General features: G+C 62.5%; 11 protein-coding genes and 1 riboswitch. Of the genes, 5 read left to right on the top strand and 6 right to left on the bottom strand.

Annotated elements, in window-relative coordinates; translation table 11 throughout:
* The first annotated feature begins 49 nt into the window (after positions 1–49).
* Positions 50–1,282, top strand: a complete 1,233-nt coding sequence (locus tag CHB97_RS01390) for a hypothetical protein (RefSeq protein WP_089286144.1) — start codon at positions 50–52, stop codon at positions 1,280–1,282.
* A 50-nt stretch (positions 1,283–1,332) separates the two neighbouring features.
* Here the strand turns inward: CHB97_RS01390 and CHB97_RS01395 are convergent, their stop codons facing one another.
* The 3 genes from CHB97_RS01395 to fabI form a co-directional block, all read right to left on the bottom strand.
* On the bottom strand, positions 1,333–2,859 hold the full coding sequence (locus CHB97_RS01395; protein ID WP_089286846.1) for a UbiD family decarboxylase: 1,527 nt from the start codon (positions 2,857–2,859) through the stop codon (positions 1,333–1,335).
* Positions 2,860–3,004: 145 nt separating this feature from the next.
* Entirely contained in the window at positions 3,005–4,081 is a 1,077-nt protein-coding gene (gene aroC / locus CHB97_RS01400) for a chorismate synthase (RefSeq protein ID WP_089286145.1), read from the bottom strand.
* A gap of 7 nt (positions 4,082–4,088) precedes the next feature.
* Complete coding sequence (gene fabI, locus CHB97_RS01405) at positions 4,089–4,949, bottom strand: enoyl-ACP reductase FabI (RefSeq protein ID WP_089286146.1); 861 nt, start codon at positions 4,947–4,949, stop codon at positions 4,089–4,091.
* A gap of 139 nt (positions 4,950–5,088) precedes the next feature.
* Between fabI and CHB97_RS01410 the strand changes: the two genes are divergently transcribed.
* Together CHB97_RS01410 and CHB97_RS01415 are read left to right on the top strand one after the other, a co-directional pair.
* The gene (locus tag CHB97_RS01410; RefSeq protein ID WP_244559340.1) at positions 5,089–6,372 is read left to right on the top strand and encodes a YihY family inner membrane protein; all 1,284 of its coding nucleotides are present in this window, start codon (positions 5,089–5,091) and stop codon (positions 6,370–6,372) included.
* A gap of 339 nt (positions 6,373–6,711) precedes the next feature.
* Positions 6,712–9,639, top strand: coding sequence for a TonB-dependent receptor (locus CHB97_RS01415; RefSeq protein ID WP_200819771.1), 2,928 nt, complete (start codon positions 6,712–6,714; stop codon positions 9,637–9,639).
* Between the two features lie 165 nt (positions 9,640–9,804).
* On the opposite strand, the gene CHB97_RS01420 is transcribed toward CHB97_RS01415, so the two are convergent.
* A complete protein-coding gene (locus CHB97_RS01420; protein ID WP_089286147.1) occupies positions 9,805–10,911 on the bottom strand; it encodes an OmpA family protein in 1,107 nt (368 codons plus the stop codon).
* Between the two features lie 419 nt (positions 10,912–11,330).
* Here CHB97_RS01420 and CHB97_RS01425 point away from each other — a divergent pair, with 419 nt between their 5' ends.
* Positions 11,331–13,358, top strand: coding sequence for an aminopeptidase P family protein (locus CHB97_RS01425; protein WP_089286148.1), 2,028 nt, complete (start codon positions 11,331–11,333; stop codon positions 13,356–13,358).
* A 48-nt stretch (positions 13,359–13,406) separates the two neighbouring features.
* Here the strand turns inward: CHB97_RS01425 and CHB97_RS01430 are convergent, their stop codons facing one another.
* Together CHB97_RS01430 and ispH are read right to left on the bottom strand one after the other, a co-directional pair.
* Positions 13,407–13,871, bottom strand: a complete 465-nt coding sequence (locus CHB97_RS01430) for a helix-turn-helix domain-containing protein (protein WP_089286149.1) — start codon at positions 13,869–13,871, stop codon at positions 13,407–13,409.
* Between the two features lie 206 nt (positions 13,872–14,077).
* Positions 14,078–15,064 carry a 4-hydroxy-3-methylbut-2-enyl diphosphate reductase gene (gene ispH, locus CHB97_RS01435; RefSeq protein WP_089286150.1) on the bottom strand — a complete coding sequence of 329 codons (987 nt, stop codon included), beginning with the start codon at positions 15,062–15,064 and terminating at the stop codon, positions 14,078–14,080.
* A 199-nt stretch (positions 15,065–15,263) separates the two neighbouring features.
* On the opposite strand from ispH, the gene CHB97_RS01440 reads away from it, so the two are divergent.
* Positions 15,264–15,818 (top strand): hypothetical protein, encoded by a 555-nt coding sequence (locus CHB97_RS01440; RefSeq protein WP_143270661.1) that lies wholly within the window; start codon positions 15,264–15,266, stop codon positions 15,816–15,818.
* Between the two features lie 76 nt (positions 15,819–15,894).
* Positions 15,895–15,993: riboswitch (glycine riboswitch) on the top strand.
* Positions 15,994–16,101 lie beyond the last annotated feature (108 nt).

Genomic DNA, 16,101 nt, shown 5'->3' on the forward strand with positions numbered 1-16,101 from the left:
CTACCTAGGGTTATATATCTCTGGATTTTTTGACCCAGAGGTATAGGCCATGACCGCCAACGCGCCCTTTGTACAGATTCCGCTCTATCTGGTTCAGGTGTCTCCCGGTGAGATAAAGGTGGGCATCAAGATCGCCATCAATGGCGGCTTGGCCATGCTGTACGAACTGGATACCGGTGCCTCTGGCTTTTATCCGGCTGCAGAAATTCCAGCAAGCAACGGAGGCACTTCGCCGTCGCTTGCCTGGTGGACGGATTTCCAGGCGCCTGCTGGGATCGCCAACTTCACCCAGAACTACTCCAGCGGCAATTGCTACACGGCTGTATCGACGCCGGCGACCCTGACCTTTGAAGGGAACAGCTACATTTATTCAAGTGAGACGAATGAGTATCAGGCAGGGTCTGTTCCTGCTGTGACGGTCAATGTTGGTGCAATTGTTGATGCGATAAATAGTAATAAATCAAATTTTGCAGAAAATTGGTGTCAGTCATTGACGTCTGCCAATGTCGATATCAAGAACAATAGACCTATTATGAGTGGCCCCCTGGATAATTATTTCTTTGGGGATTTTGGCATTGGTTTGGGTAACGCGGCGAACAGCGGTACCAATGAAGGGGCGCCTGTTCTGGCGGTCTTGCCGCAGTTCCCCGCCCCTTTCTGCAATCAATTCACGATTGATCTGGGGCCTGTACCGGACTCGCAGTCATGGCCATTGGGACAGACCATTCAGCAGGGAACCCTGACCCTTGGCCCGCCCCCGGTTATTCCGGGGAGCAATCCGTCAACGGTTTACATGAACCCCACGGCGGCACCGCAGCCTTACCCGGCCGGTGCCAGCCAGGTGATGCCATTCCTTTACACCTTTGCCCAGGCACAGGTGAGTGCTGCGTTCACGCTGACCGATCAAAGCACTGGTGGCCTTTTCACACTTCCCAATGTTCCCATGGTGTTGGATACCGGGTGCCCAGGCATGATGATCCATCTTGGGGAGAATGGTCCTCTCTCCACAGGAACGGGGGGCCAGATCGGTTCGTTCCTGACGCAGAACAACAATAATTTCAGTGTGATTGCGAATACGACCGTTGCCTTCGCGCCTGCGGTGACGGCTGGCTTCACCGTTGGCACGGGGGACGGTGACTTCCCTGTCACCGCCACCGAATTGACCGCCGCCAAGCCCGGTAAGCAGTTCGGCTACGTCAATACCAGTATCAAGACGTTCTTCGATAATACCGTGACCTTCAATCTGCTGGAAGGCACGCTGACGCTTTATCCGCAGGGGTAGGCATGGCGCCCATCGGCGGGGAACGCCCCCGCCGATGGGCCAGTCTATCCTTACTTCCAGATCGGCTTGCCGCTGCCCGGCAGACCCAGTTTGCCCCACATCTCACTCACCTTATCCACCACGCCCTGATCCATGAACAGTTTCTCCCCCCATTCCCGGTGGGTTTCCGGGGGCAGTTTGTTGGTGGCGTCCATGCCGACCTTGCCGCCCAGGCCGCTTTCCGGGCTGGCGAAATCCAGATAGTCGATGGGCGTGCCCTCGATCATGGTGATGTCGCGCACGGGGTCCATGCGGGTGCTGATCGCCCACATCACATCCTTCCAGTCGCGCGCATTGATATCATCATCCACCACGATGACCCATTTGGTGTACATGAACTGGCGCAGGAAGGACCACACACCCATCATCACCCGCTTGGCGTGGCCCGGATAGGCCTTCTTCATCGACACCACGGCGATGCGATAGGAACAGCCCTCCGGCGGTAGCCAGAAATCCACGATCTCGGGGAATTGCTGCTGCAACAGGGGGATGAACACCTCGTTCAGCGCCTCGCCCAGCACGCTGGGTTCATCAGGCGGGCGGCCGGTGAAGGTGGACAGGTAGATCGGGTCACGCCGCATGGTGATGGCGGTGACGGTGAAAACCGGGAACGGCTCCACCGAATTATAATAGCCGGTATGGTCGCCATAGGGCCCTTCATCGGCATATTCATCCAGGCTGACATAGCCTTCCAGCACAATCTCCGCCGTGGCCGGCACCTTCAACGGCACCGTCTTGCATTCCACCAGATCAACCTTTTTGCCGCGCAGCAAGCCGGCGAACTGATATTCCGACAAGGTGTCCGGCACGGGCGTGACGGCCGCCAGGATGGTGCCGGGATCAGCCCCCAGCACCACGGCGGCGGGCAACGGCTCTCGCTTGCCCGCCTGTTTCCAGCGCTGGTGATGCTGGGCGCCGCCGCGATGTTTCAGCCAGCGCATGATGGCCTTGTTCTTCCCCAGCACCTGCATCCGATAGATGCCGAGGTTGAAATTATCCTCCCGCTTGCCGTCCTTGTCATCATGGGTCGGCCCCTTGGTGACGACCAGCGGCCAAGTGATCAGCGGGGCCGGTTCCCCCGGCCAGCAGCTTTGCACCGGCAGGATAGACAGGTCGATCTCATCGCCGGTCAACACCACCTCCTGGCACGGTGCCTTGGAGACGGAGCCGGGGCGCATGGCCATCACCTGTTTGGCCAGCGGCAGCATGGCGAAGGCTTCGCGCAGGCCCCGCGGCGGCTCCGGCTGTTTCAGGAAGGCCAGGGTCTCGCCCACCTCCCGCAACTGGTGCGGTTCGCGCTCCATGCCCCAGGCCACGCGCTCCACCGTGCCGAACAGGTTGATCAGCACCGGCATGGTGCTTTTGCTGCCATCGGCCTTGATGACATTTTCAAACAGAACTGCCGGCCCACCCTCCGCCAGCAGGCGGGTATGGATTTCCGTCATTTCCAACTGGGTGGAAACCGGCTCCTTCACGCGGACCAGACGGCCGGTTTCTTCCAGCTTGGTGATGAAATCGCGCAAGGAGGCATAGGGCATGATGGGCGGCCTGCGGCAGAAACGATGGGCGCGTAACATCGGTGCCGGCGGCGGCAAGGTCAAGGGGCCGCCATGTCGCTGCTGCAAAAGGCCGAGGTTCGGAGGCGGTGCCTCCGGACGGGTCCGGGCAGTAGCCCGGTTTTGCCTACCCCAACGCCCGCGCCCGCAGGTAATGGTCCGCCAGCACAATGGCCATCATGGCCTCCCCCACCGGCACCCCCCGGATACCGACACAGGGATCATGCCGGCCCTTGGTCAGAATCTCCGTCTCATTCCCGTTCACATCCACGGTCAGACGCGGGGTCAGGATGGAACTGGTGGGCTTCACGGCGAAGCGCACCACAATATCCTGCCCGGTGGAAATGCCGCCCAGAATGCCGCCGGCATGGTTGGACAGGAAAACCGGCTTGCCGTCCGGCCCCATGCGCATTTCATCGGCATTGCTTTCGCCGGTCAGGGCGGCAGCATCGAACCCGTCACCGATCTCAACACCCTTCACGGCATTGATGGTCATCATGGCGCAGGCTAGGTCGCTGTCCAGCTTGTCATAGATCGGTTCGCCCCAGCCGGCGGGCACGCCAGAGGCCACAACCTCAATCACCGCACCGGTGGACGACCCGGCCTTGCGCACGCCTTCCAGATATTCCGCCCATTGCTGGGCCGCCACCGGATCGGGGCAGAAGAAGGGGTTCTGGTCCACCTGATCCCAGTCCCAACGGCTGCGGTCAATCTTGTGCGGCCCCATCTGCACCATGGCGGCGCGGATACTGATGGGGCCGGCTTGTTCCAGCACGCGGCGGGCCACCGCACCGGCGGCCACGCGGCTGGCGGTTTCCCGCGCGCTGGACCGGCCACCGCCCCGGTAATCGCGGATGCCATACTTCGCCATATAGGTGAAGTCGGCATGGCCGGGGCGGTACTTGTCCTTGATGTCACCGTAATCCTTGGACCGCTGGTCCTCGTTTTCGATGAACAGCATGATCGGCGTGCCGGTGGTGACACCCTCGAACACGCCGGATTTGATCTGCACCCGATCCGGCTCCTGCCGCTGGGTGACGTACTTGTTCTGGCCGGGCTTGCGCTTGTCCAGGAAGGACTGGATGAACGCCTCATCCAACGCCAGGCGCGACGGCACCCCATCCACGATGCAGCCGATGGCGGGGCCATGGCTTTCGCCGAAAGTGGTGAACCGGAACAGGGTGCCGAAGCTGTTGCCCGCCATGATGTGATCAGCCCTCGCCCATGCCGGCCAGCAGCTTGCCGGTTTCTACGGCAGCATCCACCTGCACCATGCCAACGGTGTGATAGCCGGCATCGACATGCAGGTTTTCACCCGTCACGCCGGCACCCAGATCGGACAGCAGGTACAGGCCGCTATTGCCCACCTCGTTGATGGTGACGTTGCGGCGAAGGGGCGAGTTCAGCTCGTTCCATTTCAGGATATAGCGGAAATCGCCGATGCCGCTGGCGGCCAGCGTCTTGATCGGGCCGGCGGAGATGGCGTTGACCCGGATACCCTTCGGGCCCAGATCGTTGGCCAGATACATCACGCTGGCTTCCAGGGCGGCCTTGGCCACGCCCATCACATTATAGTGCGGCATCACCTTTTCCGCCCCATAGTAGGAGAGCGTCAGCAGGCTGCCGCCTTCCTTCATCAGGGGCACGGCGCGCTGGGCGACGGCGGTGAAGGAATAGCAGCTGATGTCCATGGTGCGCAGGAAATTGGCCCGGCTGGTATTGAGATACAGCCCGTCCAGCTCGCTCTTGTCGGAAAAGGCGATGGCGTGAACGACGAAATCAATCTCGCCCCACTTCGCCTCAATCTCCTTGAAGGCGGCGTCTATGCTGGCCTCGTCCGTCACATCGCAGGGCAGCAGGATGTCCGATCCCACCTGTTCGGCCAGCGGCTTTACCCGCTTCAGCAGGGCCTCGCCCTGATAGGTGAAGGCCAGCTGCGCGCCCTGGGCGGCCACGGCCTGGGCAATGCCCCAGGCGATGGAACGATCATTGGCGACGCCCATGATCAGGCCGCGCTTGCCCTGCATCAGGGTGCCGGTGACCGGGGTGGTGACGGTTGCTGTATTGCTCATTCTCTTGCTCTCCAGCATGGCCTTTGCCGTGTCTGCGGGGGAGGCACGGCGTGGCCATAATTGGCGCGCATCCTACACGAACGTTCATAAGGGTCAAACGGATGCGGCTGGAAGCCGGGTGGCGGAAATGGGGGCACTGATGCGGGGCATCATGGCACAGTTGGCAGGAAAGCAGGATGGGCGACCCTGGCGGTTGCTGACCGATGCGGGGGCGATCATTGCCCACACGGTGCGCCGGTTCAGCCGCGATGGTGGCTTCATCATGTCCGGCTCGCTCACCTATACAACGCTGCTGGCCCTGGTGCCGCTGCTGACCGTGACCTTCGCCATCTTCACGGCGTTTCCCGCTTATCGCCGGATGCGGCAACAGGCGGAAAGCCTACTGTTCCAGACGCTGGTGCCGCAGGTGGGCGACCAAGTGCACACCTATGCATCGACATTCATGGCCAATGCCGGGGCCTTGACCGGATTCGGCGCCATCGGCCTGTTCGTCACCTCGATTCTGCTGTTTTTCTCCATCGAGACAGCGTTCAACCGCATCTGGCGTCAGGTGGAGCCGCGCCCCTTCGTGACACGACTGCTCTCTTTTTGGGCAGTGCTGACCATGACACCCTTGTTGATGGGGGCCAGCCTGTCGGTGGGGGCCGGTATCGTGGCACAGGCCCAGGCGGCGGGCGCGCCGGGCCTGACCCTGCTTTGGACGCTTGTTACTTTCGCGGCAGAAGTGCTGGCCTATAGCGTGATGTATCTGGCCATTCCCAACCGGGACGTGATGGTGCGGGATGCGCTGGCCGGCGGGACTGTGGCAGCGCTGCTGACAGAAATATCCAAGGCCGGCTTTGTCTTCTACGTCACTTTGTTCCCCACCTATGCCTCCATCTATGGCGCCTTGTCGGTGGTGCCGATCTTCTTGTTCTGGCTTTACACCGTCTGGTCGGTGGTTTTGTTCGGCGCAGAACTGACAGCAACCCTGCCGGAATGGCGGGCGGGACGGATGACAGAGGGCGGGGCCGACGGGCTGCTGTCCGGGCACCGGCTGGTGGTGGCCCTGGCCGTGCTGGCCGAACTGCACCGCGCCGCCAAACTGGGGGTGGGGGTGCGGCGGGAAACCTTGGCGGCGCGCATTCCCGTGGGCAGCATCATCATTTCGGATATGCTGGAAACCCTGCGCGCCGCCCATTGGGTGGACCGCACCAGCCGCAATGCCTGGGTCGCCAGCCGCGACCTTCATCAAGCCACGCTGGATGATCTGCGCCGCTCCCTCAACCTGACGATTCGTGGGGATCTGCTGTCCGTGGGGCGTCTTAGCACACGGTGGCAACCCGAGGTGGCGCGCCTGCTGGCCGATGCTGACGCACGCGACCGGCAGGCGCTATCTGTTTCATTGGCAACGATTTTTGCAGTGCAAGAGAAGGATTTTTGACAGGCCGGGGTGCGTGTTGCCAGTTTGTAACGGCATGGTTACGGCCACTGCTGTCAATTTGCGCTCTCTGCGCAAATTTTGTTCAAAAACACGCATCCCTCGGTTCGAGGAGTGCAAAACTGCAACGGTCTTGAGCAATGTTGAGTCACCGATGTGAAACACCTATTGCAAGCGCGAGCGATTAGATTGTTATTTGCGGGCAGCAGCCATGCGGCCCGCCTTTCCCATCATAAGGGCGGGGCCCGTTGGTCTATCCGGACACAACCGGGGTGGATCGCGGGATTAAGGGCAACCCAATGCGGCGTTCGACAAGGGCGTCTGAACAAGGGAAAGAGATAGATGAAGCAGTCCGTATATCCGTCGCGGTCCGTGCGCAGCCTTTTGCTGGCCGGTGCCGCTGCTGGCATGATGACCCTGCCGGCGCTGCCCGCCATGGCGCAGGATCAGGTAGAAGAAATCGTTGTCACGGGTTCGCGTATCGCCTCCCCCAATCTGGTTTCCACCAGCCCGATCACCTCGGTCGGTCAGGAAGAAATCAAGCTGAGCGGCACCACCCGCGTTGAAGATCTGATCAATCAGCTGCCGCAGGCCTTCGCCACCCAGACCAGCACCGTCTCCAACGGTTCCACCGGTACCGCCACGATCGACCTGCGTAACCTGGGTTCGGAACGCACCCTGGTGCTGGTTGATGGCCGTCGTCTGCCGTCCGGTTCTCCGGGTGAAGGCGGTTCCGCGCCCGATATCAACCAGATTCCCTCCGCGCTGGTGGAGCGTGTCGAAGTGGCCACCGGTGGTGCATCCGCCGTGTATGGCTCCGACGCTATCTCCGGCGTTGTGAACTTCATTATGAAGGACAATTTCGAAGGCGTTGCTTTCGACTATCAGTTCTCCTTCTACCAGCATAACAACAACAACAAGGTCGGCGACGTTGTCCGCACCCGCGGCTTCCCGCTGCCCGATGACAACGTGACCGACGGTTTCACCCGCGACGCCACCGTCGTGATGGGTGCTTCCACCGAGGATGGTCGCGGCAACGTCACGCTCTATGCCGGCTATCGCAAGATCGACCCGATCACCCAGGCCAAGCGCGACTATTCCGCCTGCGCCCTGGGTTCGACCGATACGGCCTTCACCTGCGCCGGTTCCGGCACGACCTTCCCGACCCGCCTGGTTGTGGTTGGCGCCAGCGGTACGATGGCCAACGCAGTGCTGGATAACAGCACGGGCCAGTTCCGCGCCTTCACCGGCAACGACACGTATAATTACGGCCCGATCAACTACTTCCAGCGTCCTGACGAACGTTACACGCTGGGTGGTTTCGGCAAGTACCAGATCAACGAACATGTCACTGCCTATACGCAGCTGATGTTCATGAACGACCAGACGGTCGCTCAGATCGCCCCGTCGGGCGTGTTCGGTCAGCGCTTCACCATTCGCTGCGACAATGCCCTGTTGAGCGCTGCCCAGCGGACCCAGATTTGCGGCACCACGCCGACCGCTAACCAGACCTTCCTGGCGTCGGTCTATCGCCGTAACGTTGAAGGTGGCGGCCGTCAGGATGACCTGCAGCACACCTCCTACCGCATGGTCGGTGGTTTCAAGGGTGACTTTGGTGGCTGGGACTATGACGTCTATGGCCAGTACGCCCGCGTCAATTTCGCTGAGACCTACTATAACGACTTCTCGCTCTCCCGGACCGGTCAGGCGTTGGATGTCATCCGTGACAGCTCCGGCAATCTCGTCTGCCGTGACAGCTCCAACGACTGCGTGCCCTACAATATCTTCACTCCGAATGGTGTGACCAAGGAGGCCCTGGCCTTCCTGCAGACCCCGGGCTTCCAGCGCGGCTATACTGAGCAGAAGATCGCCAGCGGCAGCGTCTCCAAGGATCTGGGCGATTATGGCCTGACCCTGCCGACCGCCACCACCGGCATTGCCATCGCGCTGGGTGCTGAATATCGCGAAGAATTCATGTCCCGCACCGTGGACTCTGCCTTTGCCAGCGGCGATCTGGCCGGCCAGGGTGGTGCGACCAAGGGCGTTGAGGGTGGCTTCGATGTCACCGAACTGTTCGGCGAAATGCGTGTTCCGCTGGTGGAAGATGCACCGTTCGTCAAGCAGCTGACCCTGGACCTGGGTTACCGCTATTCCGATTATTCCAACTTCGGTAGCACCAACACCTACAAGATCGGTGGTGACTGGGCACCGGCGGACGATCTCCGCTTCCGCGGCGGTTATAACCGCGCTGTTCGTGCACCGAACGTGCAAGAGTTGTTCACCCCGCAGACCAAGGGGCTGTTCAACATGTCCTCTGACCCCTGCGCGGGTGAAAAGCCGACCTTCACGGCCGCCCAGTGCGCCAATTTGCACGTGCCCGCCGACCAGTATGGCAAGATCCTGGACAATTCCGCCGGCCAGTATGGTTCGCTGGATGGTGGCAACCCGGACCTGAAGCCGGAAACCTCTGACACCTACTCGATCGGCTTCGTGGCCACCCCGACGGTGCTGAGCGGCTTCTCGCTGTCGGTCGATTATTTCAACATCAAGATCAAGGACGTTATCTCCACTGTGCCGTCGGCGCTGGCGGTGACGAATTGCGGCCTGACCGGCAACCCCGCCTACTGCAACCTGGTCAAGCGTGATCCGCTGACCGGCATCCTGCACACGGTTCCGGAAGCCTATGTCGAAGCCACCAATGTCAATATCGGCTCGCTGAAGAGCTCCGGTATCGACGTGGAAGCCCGCTATAGCTTTGATCTGGAAGATATCGGTGTCAATGATGCCGGTGCTCTGTCCTTCCTGATGGCCGGTACCTGGATGGACAAGTCGATCCAGGAGCCGCTGCCGGGCGAAGGCACCTTTGACTGCGTTGGCCTGCATGGTTCCACCTGCGGCGTACCCACCCCGGAATGGCGTCACCGTCTGCGCACCACCTGGGCAACGCCGTTGGATCTGAGCCTGTCGCTGACCTGGCGCTATGTCGGTTCGGTGAAGAATGAGGCTACCTCGTCCAACCCGCTGCTGAAGGGTGACATCAACGCCATCGATCGCAAGATCGACGCCTTCAACTATTTCGATCTGGGCGTGAGCTATTCCGCGACGGAGAATGTCACCATCTCCGGCGGTATCAACAACCTGTTCGACAAAGATCCGCCGATCATGAACAGCTCCACCTATGCTTCTGTCTATGGCAACGGCAATACCTATCCGGGTACCTACGACGCCATGGGCCGTTACATTTTCATGGGCGCGCAGATCAAGTTCTGATCCTGACGACAGGTACAGTGTTAAGTGGGATGGCGGGGCTTTGGCCCCGCCATTTCTTTTTGTGCCAAGCCACAGCTTGGATAAATGAAAAGGGGCACGACCCTTGGCAGGTCGCGCCCCCGTTCAGGCTTTCATCAATCCATCAGATCAGCGGGTCGGCTGACCTTACGGGAAGATGATGACAGCGCGGCGGTTGGACGGCTCACGCACGCCGTCGGCCGTCGGCACCAGCAGGTCGGTTTCACCCTTGGCTTCAACGCTGATCTGGGCGGAACCCATGCCCTGGCTCAGCAGATACTCGCGGACCGCTTCGGCGCGGCGCTGCGAGAGCTGCTGATTGTACTGGGCGGAACCGGCAGTGTCGGCATGGCCGCTGACGGTGATGTTGACGATCTTGCCGGCCTTGGCATCGCGCGCCACGTTCTGCAACACGCCCTGGGCATCCGCCGACAGGGTGGCCTTGTCAAAGTCGAAGAAGACCGTGAAGTTGCGGGTGATCGCCGGGGCCTCTACCGGGGGCGGGGGCGGCGGCGGGGGAGGCGGCGGCGGCGGGGGCGGCGGCGGTGCGACCTGGGTGGGGGCCGGCGCCTGTTCCGGCGCACCAAAGACATAGCGCACGCCGATCAGGGCAGAGTGGCTGCGGTAATCGGCCTTGGCACGCTGGGTACCAGCCTTGAAGGTGCCCTTGTCGGTATCCAGGTAACGATAGCCGACGGTCAGATCCATATTGTCGGCCACGGCATAGGAGAAGCCGGCACCCACCTGCCAGGCGAAGGTGCTGTCCCAATCATCATACAGCACGCCGGGGGCCGACAGGGACCCAACGCGGTCCATATGCAGGCGGGCCAGACCGACACCGGCATTCACATAGGGGCGCAGGGCCGTGCCGGTATGGAAGTCATAATTCACCACGCCCATGATGGTGATGGCGCTCATATTGCCGCCGCTGCCGTAACGGCCAACCGGACCGCCCGTGATCTTGTCGACCACATCGGTGGAATAGCCAACCTCCAGGGCCGGACGCAGGCCGTTATCGAAGCGATAGCCGCCTTCCAGAATGCCCGTATAGCCTTCGCTGAAATCCATGCTGTTGAGGGCAGTACCAGCATTTACATTGGTGTCGCGGGTCCAGTTGTAACCGGCCGACAGGCCCAGATACGGACCGGAAGCGGTCTTGATCTCGCCATCCTGTGCCATTGCCAGCGAAGGCAACGCCACCATCAAGGCGGCGGCCGACACCATCGGCGCGAGCAAGTTATGCCACTTCTTCATTCTCATATTCCTCCTGAATAAGGACCGGCAAATGTGCCGGGGTAACTCCCGTTTCGGATCAAACAACGCCGCCTCTGACGGGCGGTTCCTTCGGAAATTGAGGTTGATTTGTTTGCATCGGCGGGTGTGGCTAAATTGCAACGAAGATGTCTTGCTTCGATACATTAATCCGCTTGAATACCCAGGAGCCGAATGCGAACTCAACTTTCAACAAGCGTTGTCTGACGTCGCTTTTTCTGCTGCCTGATTAAGGCAAAACTGTGAAGCGGGCTTGTCATTCTCAGGATTGTCCCTCTGATAACTTATCTATGTCTTACGGCATATGAGTGGGTACCGAATGTACAGTGGCGCTTGCGCCGACACCGCTGGCGCTCTAGCCTTTGGCCCAATCCATACCGCCCAGAACGGGAGCCCAACCCTTGTCCGCCTCCATCTCCACGGCCGCCTATGGCGGTGATGAAAATCTCGCCCGTCTGCTGCGGGAAGCCGGGGTGGCGCGCAGCGTCGCCGATGTCCGTGACCTGATCGCCGGCGTCAATGCCGCCCCGGATGGGGAATTGCCGGATGCCTGGCTGGATCTGGTCGCGGCGAAACGGTCCGATGGGTTGAGCGAGCAGTTGCTGGCGCTGCGGGCCGGCATTGCCCGTCCGGCCGATCCGGCCCATGGCGATCATGGCGCCCGGCTGGCGGCGCTGCGGGCGGAATTGCAGCGCCGGGGCCTGGATGGGTTCGTGGTGCCGCGCGCCGATGAATATCAGGGTGAATATGTGCCGCTGCGCGGCAGCCGGCTGGCCTGGATCAGCGGTTTCACCGCCTCTGCCGGGGCGGTGGTGGTATTGCGGGACAAGGCGGCCGTCTTCGCCGATGGCCGGTACACCATCCAGGTCCGCCAGGAAGTCTCGGCCGCCCATTTCAGCTATCACCACTTGATGGAGGAGTTCCACGGCGACTGGGCGGCGGCCAACCTGCCGGCTGGGGCCAAGCTGGGCTTCGATCCCTGGATGCATACGGCCGGCTGGGCCGACAAGATGCGGGCATCCCTTTCCCCCGCCGGGATTGAGCTGGTGGCGACCGAGGGCAACCCGATCGATGCCGTCTGGACCGATCAGCCGCCGGCCCCGCTGGGCATTGTCAATATCCAGCCGCTGTCCGCGACCGGCCGTGATTCCGCTGATAAGCGCGCGGATATTGCCGCCTCGCTGGACAGGTTGCGGCTGGATGCCGCCGTGCTGACCCAGCCGGACAGCATCGCCTGGCTGCTGAATGTGCGCGGTTCGGACGTGCCCTGCACGCCGCTGCCGCTGTCCTTCGCCATCATCCACCGGGATGGGCAGGTCGACTGGTTCGTCGATGTGCGCAAGCTGGCACCTGGGTTGGAGCAGCATCTGGGCAATGGTGTCGCCATCCGCGCACCGGGTGAATTGCCGGCGGCGCTGGATGCGCTGGGGGGCAAGGAGGCGCGGGTCCGGCTGGATGGCACCACCGCCGCCCTGTGGGTGATCGACCGGCTGGAAAAGGCCGGTGCCGCCGTCGATCAGGGCGGCGATCCCTGCGTGCTGCCCAAGGCGGCGAAGAATGCGGTGGAGATCGAGGGTTCCAAGGCGGCCCATCGCCGCGATGGTGCCGCCCTGGTCCGCTTCCTGCGCTGGTTTGACGAGGTGGCACCGAAGGGCGGCCTGGATGAGCTGACCGTGGTGGATACGCTGCTGGCCTATCGCCGGGGGGCGGCAGATTTCCGCGGCCCCAGCTTCGACACGATCAGCGGCGCCGGCCCCAATGGCGCCATCGTGCATTACCGCGCCAATGAGAAGACCAACCGTCAGGTTGATCCGAACAGCGTCTTCCTGCTGGATAGCGGCGGGCAATATCTGGACGGCACCACCGATATCACCCGCACCCTGGCGGTGGGCGATCCGGGGGCGCAGGCGCGGCGGCACTTCACCCTGGTGCTGAAGGGCCATATCGCGCTGAACCGCGTGCGCTTCCCCATGGGGACGGCCGGCATTCAGCTGGACGTGCTGGCCCGTCAGTTCCTCTGGCAGGCGGGACTGGATTATGACCATGGCACCGGCCATGGCGTCGGCTCCTTCCTGTCGGTGCATGAAGGGCCGCAGCGCATCGGCAAGACGGTGAATGGCGTCGTGCTGCTGCCGGGCATGATCCTGTCCAACGAGCCGGGTTACTATCTGGCTGGCTCCTACGGCATCCGGGTGGAGAATCTGGAACTGGTGGTGCCGGTGGAAATCGCAGGGGCCGAACGGTCTATGCTGGGGTTTGAGACGCTGACGCTCTGCCCCATCGACCTGCGCATGGTGGATGCGTCGCTGCTGACGGCAGAAGAGCGGGATTGGCTGAACGCCTATCACGCCCGCGTTCTGCGTGAACTGTCCCCGCTGGTGGAGGGGGCGGACCGCGCCTGGCTGGAACAGGCGACGCGGGCGATCTGATCCGATTGGTTCCAAGGCCCGCCCTGCTTCACACAGGGTGGGCCATTTTCAGGCCGCTTCCCCCGCCATCAGGCAGGCATAACATTCATCCCGTTCGGCACGGTAGCCGCCGGGGGTGGTGCCGACATGGCGGCGGAACATGCCGGTGAAATGGCCCTGGCTGGAAAAGCCGGTGGCCACGGCGATTTCCGCCAGCGGCGTCTCGCTTTCCAGCAGCATTTTCTTGGCGGCATTGATCCGCCGCGCCAGCACATAGCCATGCGGCGCCATGCCGGTGGATGCCTTGAAACGCCGAGCGAAATGGCTGGGGCTGAGGCCGGTCTGGGCGGCCAGCAGGGGCAGGGCCAGCGGCCCGTCCAGATTATCCTCAATGAACAGCACCACCCGGCGCAACTGCGCCACCGTCAGGGCCGGGCAGGTCGAATCGCCCATGGGCGGGCGGGCCAGGATGCTGTCGACGCTGGTGGTTTCTTCGGCAAGGCAAGCCGCGATGATGGGGGTCGGTGCAAGCATCGGCTGTCCCTTCGGATCGAGGCCGCCGCCGTAAGGGTAAGGGCGGAAGGCCGGGCATGGAGGATGATGCGATGGTCCGCCCCGGTGAAAGCCGGATTTGGACCCGCACCTATCTGGTGGAGATGGCGCCCGCGTAAAGGGGCACACACCCCGTCAATGCCACACCGGCCGACCGGGCGCTGTGCGCCCGGTCACGGCTGTTTAGTTTACTCCGCCGCCAGCACACGCGGCAGCTTGAAGACGACGTTTTCCGTCGCCGTCACCACCTCTTCCACCGTCACGGTGAAGCGCTCCCGCAGGGCGGTCAGCACCTCATCCACCAGCACTTCCGGGGCCGAGGCGCCGGCGGTGATGCCCAGGGTGCGGATTTTGTCCAGCCGGGGCCAGTCGATCTGGGCGGCCCGCTGCACCAGCATGGCGCGGGTGCAGCCATGGCCGCGCGCCACCTCCACCAGCCGGACGGAGTTGGAGGAGTTGGGCGCCCCCAGCACCAGCAACGCATCGGCCTTGGGTGCGATCTGCTTCACCGCCGCCTGCCGGTTGGTGGTGGCGTAGCAGATATCCTCCCGCTTCGGCCCGGCAATGTTGGGGAAGCGGTCACGCAGCGCGTCGACAATGGCACCCGTATCATCCACCGACAGGGTGGTCTGGGTGGCGAAGGCCAGATTCTCCGGGTCGGCCACCGTCAGGGTCGCCACATCCTCCACCGTTTCCACCAGATGCACGGCACCATCCGGCAATTGGCCGATGGTGCCCACCACCTCCGGATGCCCGGCATGGCCGATCAGCACGATGGCGCGACCGCTTTCATGATGGCGCTCCGCCTCCCGATGCACCTTGGACACCAGGGGGCAGGTGGCATCGACATAGATCATGTTGCGGCGCTGCGCCTCGGCGGGAATCGCCTTGGGCACGCCATGGGCGGAAAAGACGACGGGCCGGTCATCCGGCACCTCGTCCAGCTCCTTCACGAAGACGGCCCCCTTGGCCTCCAGGCTTTCCACCACAAAGCGATTATGCACGATTTCATGGCGCACATAGACGGGCGCGCCGAATTTCTGCAGCGCCACCTCCACGATCTGGATGGCCCGGTCCACCCCGGCGCAGAAACCGCGCGGGGCCGCCAGCAGCACATGCAGCGGCGGCAGAGAGGGCGGGGCGGCGGCGGTTTCTGGCGCGGTGATGTCGGTCATGATGCTGGGAAATTCCTGACGCTGCGTGTAAGGCGGAATGGTGATCGTCGGTGATGCCATGAAATGGCCCTTCTTGGCGGGCTTGTGCCGTCGAAGGGGCCTCTATATTGTCGCGGTGCCGCGCCGCGGCGGGCTGTCGAAGGCTCGTATCTGGGATGCGCGGCATTTGTCCCGGATGGTGGAAGTGAACGGACGCTTGATGACCAGCCCCTGCACGATGACGACCCAGCCCGACCATAATATAGGTTCGCCGGCCAGGAAAGCCGCCCGCCCCTGGCGCATGGCCGCGTGTGCGGGACTGGCGATGCTGGCCCTGTCCGGTTGCGCGGAAAATGAAGGCTTCAAGGCCGGCTGCCCCAATGTGGGTATCCTGCGCGATGCCGGCACGCTGCGCACCGATCAGGGTGTGGCGGTGCTGTCCGGTATTTTCGCCAACTGCGCCTATGACGATACCCACGTCAAGATCGCGGCGAACCTGGATATTTCCGGCCGGGTGAATGAAGGTGGCAGCGCCACCGCGCTGCCCGTCACCTATTTCGTGGCGGTGGTGGACCCCAACCGGAACATCATCACCAAGAAGGATTTCAGCACCACCATTCCGCTGAATGGCGGCACCGGCATGGTGCAGGAGACGCTGGAACAGTCGATTGCCGTGCCCAAGACGGTGGATGCCCGCTGGTATGAGGTGCTGGTCGGCTTCCAGATCACCCCCGATCAGGCCGACGCCAACCGCGCCGCCAACGAAGGCCGGTAATTACCGCATTGGGCCTCTTCCCACGCCGCCATTGACAGGCGGCGTGGGTTGTTTAGTTTGTGTGTTGCAAAGCTGATTACCCTTTGCGGGAGAGACTGTTGCCCTTAACCGGGCGGCAGCGCCGAAGGAGCAACCGCCCCCGGAAACTCTCAGGCAAAAGGACCGCAAGGGGTAGGCGCATCTGGAAAGCAGGCGGGCCGGGATTCCATCCCAGCCGACAGCCCACCGACGGAGTAAGCTGACAGCCACAAGGTTGCGGCGAATCTCTCAGGGGCCAGGACAG

Origin of the sequence: Azospirillum sp. RU38E, from assembly GCF_900188385.1 — a bacterium.
Lineage (GTDB): Bacteria > Pseudomonadota > Alphaproteobacteria > Azospirillales > Azospirillaceae > Niveispirillum.

What these genes read in the sequence shown, in the direction of transcription:
- CHB97_RS01390 (WP_089286144.1), top strand. Translation starts at nt 50, where the DNA reads ATGACCGCCAACGCGCCCTTTGTACAGATTCCGCTCTATCTGGTTCAG.
- CHB97_RS01395 (WP_089286846.1), bottom strand. Translation starts at nt 2,859, where the DNA reads ATGCCCTATGCCTCCTTGCGCGATTTCATCACCAAGCTGGAAGAAACC.
- aroC (WP_089286145.1), bottom strand. Translation starts at nt 4,081, where the DNA reads ATGGCGGGCAACAGCTTCGGCACCCTGTTCCGGTTCACCACTTTCGGC.
- fabI (WP_089286146.1), bottom strand. Translation starts at nt 4,949, where the DNA reads ATGAGCAATACAGCAACCGTCACCACCCCGGTCACCGGCACCCTGATG.
- CHB97_RS01410 (WP_244559340.1), top strand. Translation starts at nt 5,089, where the DNA reads ATGCGGGGCATCATGGCACAGTTGGCAGGAAAGCAGGATGGGCGACCC.
- CHB97_RS01415 (WP_200819771.1), top strand. Translation starts at nt 6,712, where the DNA reads ATGAAGCAGTCCGTATATCCGTCGCGGTCCGTGCGCAGCCTTTTGCTG.
- CHB97_RS01420 (WP_089286147.1), bottom strand. Translation starts at nt 10,911, where the DNA reads ATGAAGAAGTGGCATAACTTGCTCGCGCCGATGGTGTCGGCCGCCGCC.
- CHB97_RS01430 (WP_089286149.1), bottom strand. Translation starts at nt 13,871, where the DNA reads ATGCTTGCACCGACCCCCATCATCGCGGCTTGCCTTGCCGAAGAAACC.
- ispH (WP_089286150.1), bottom strand. Translation starts at nt 15,064, where the DNA reads ATGACCGACATCACCGCGCCAGAAACCGCCGCCGCCCCGCCCTCTCTG.
- CHB97_RS01440 (WP_143270661.1), top strand. Translation starts at nt 15,264, where the DNA reads ATGACCAGCCCCTGCACGATGACGACCCAGCCCGACCATAATATAGGT.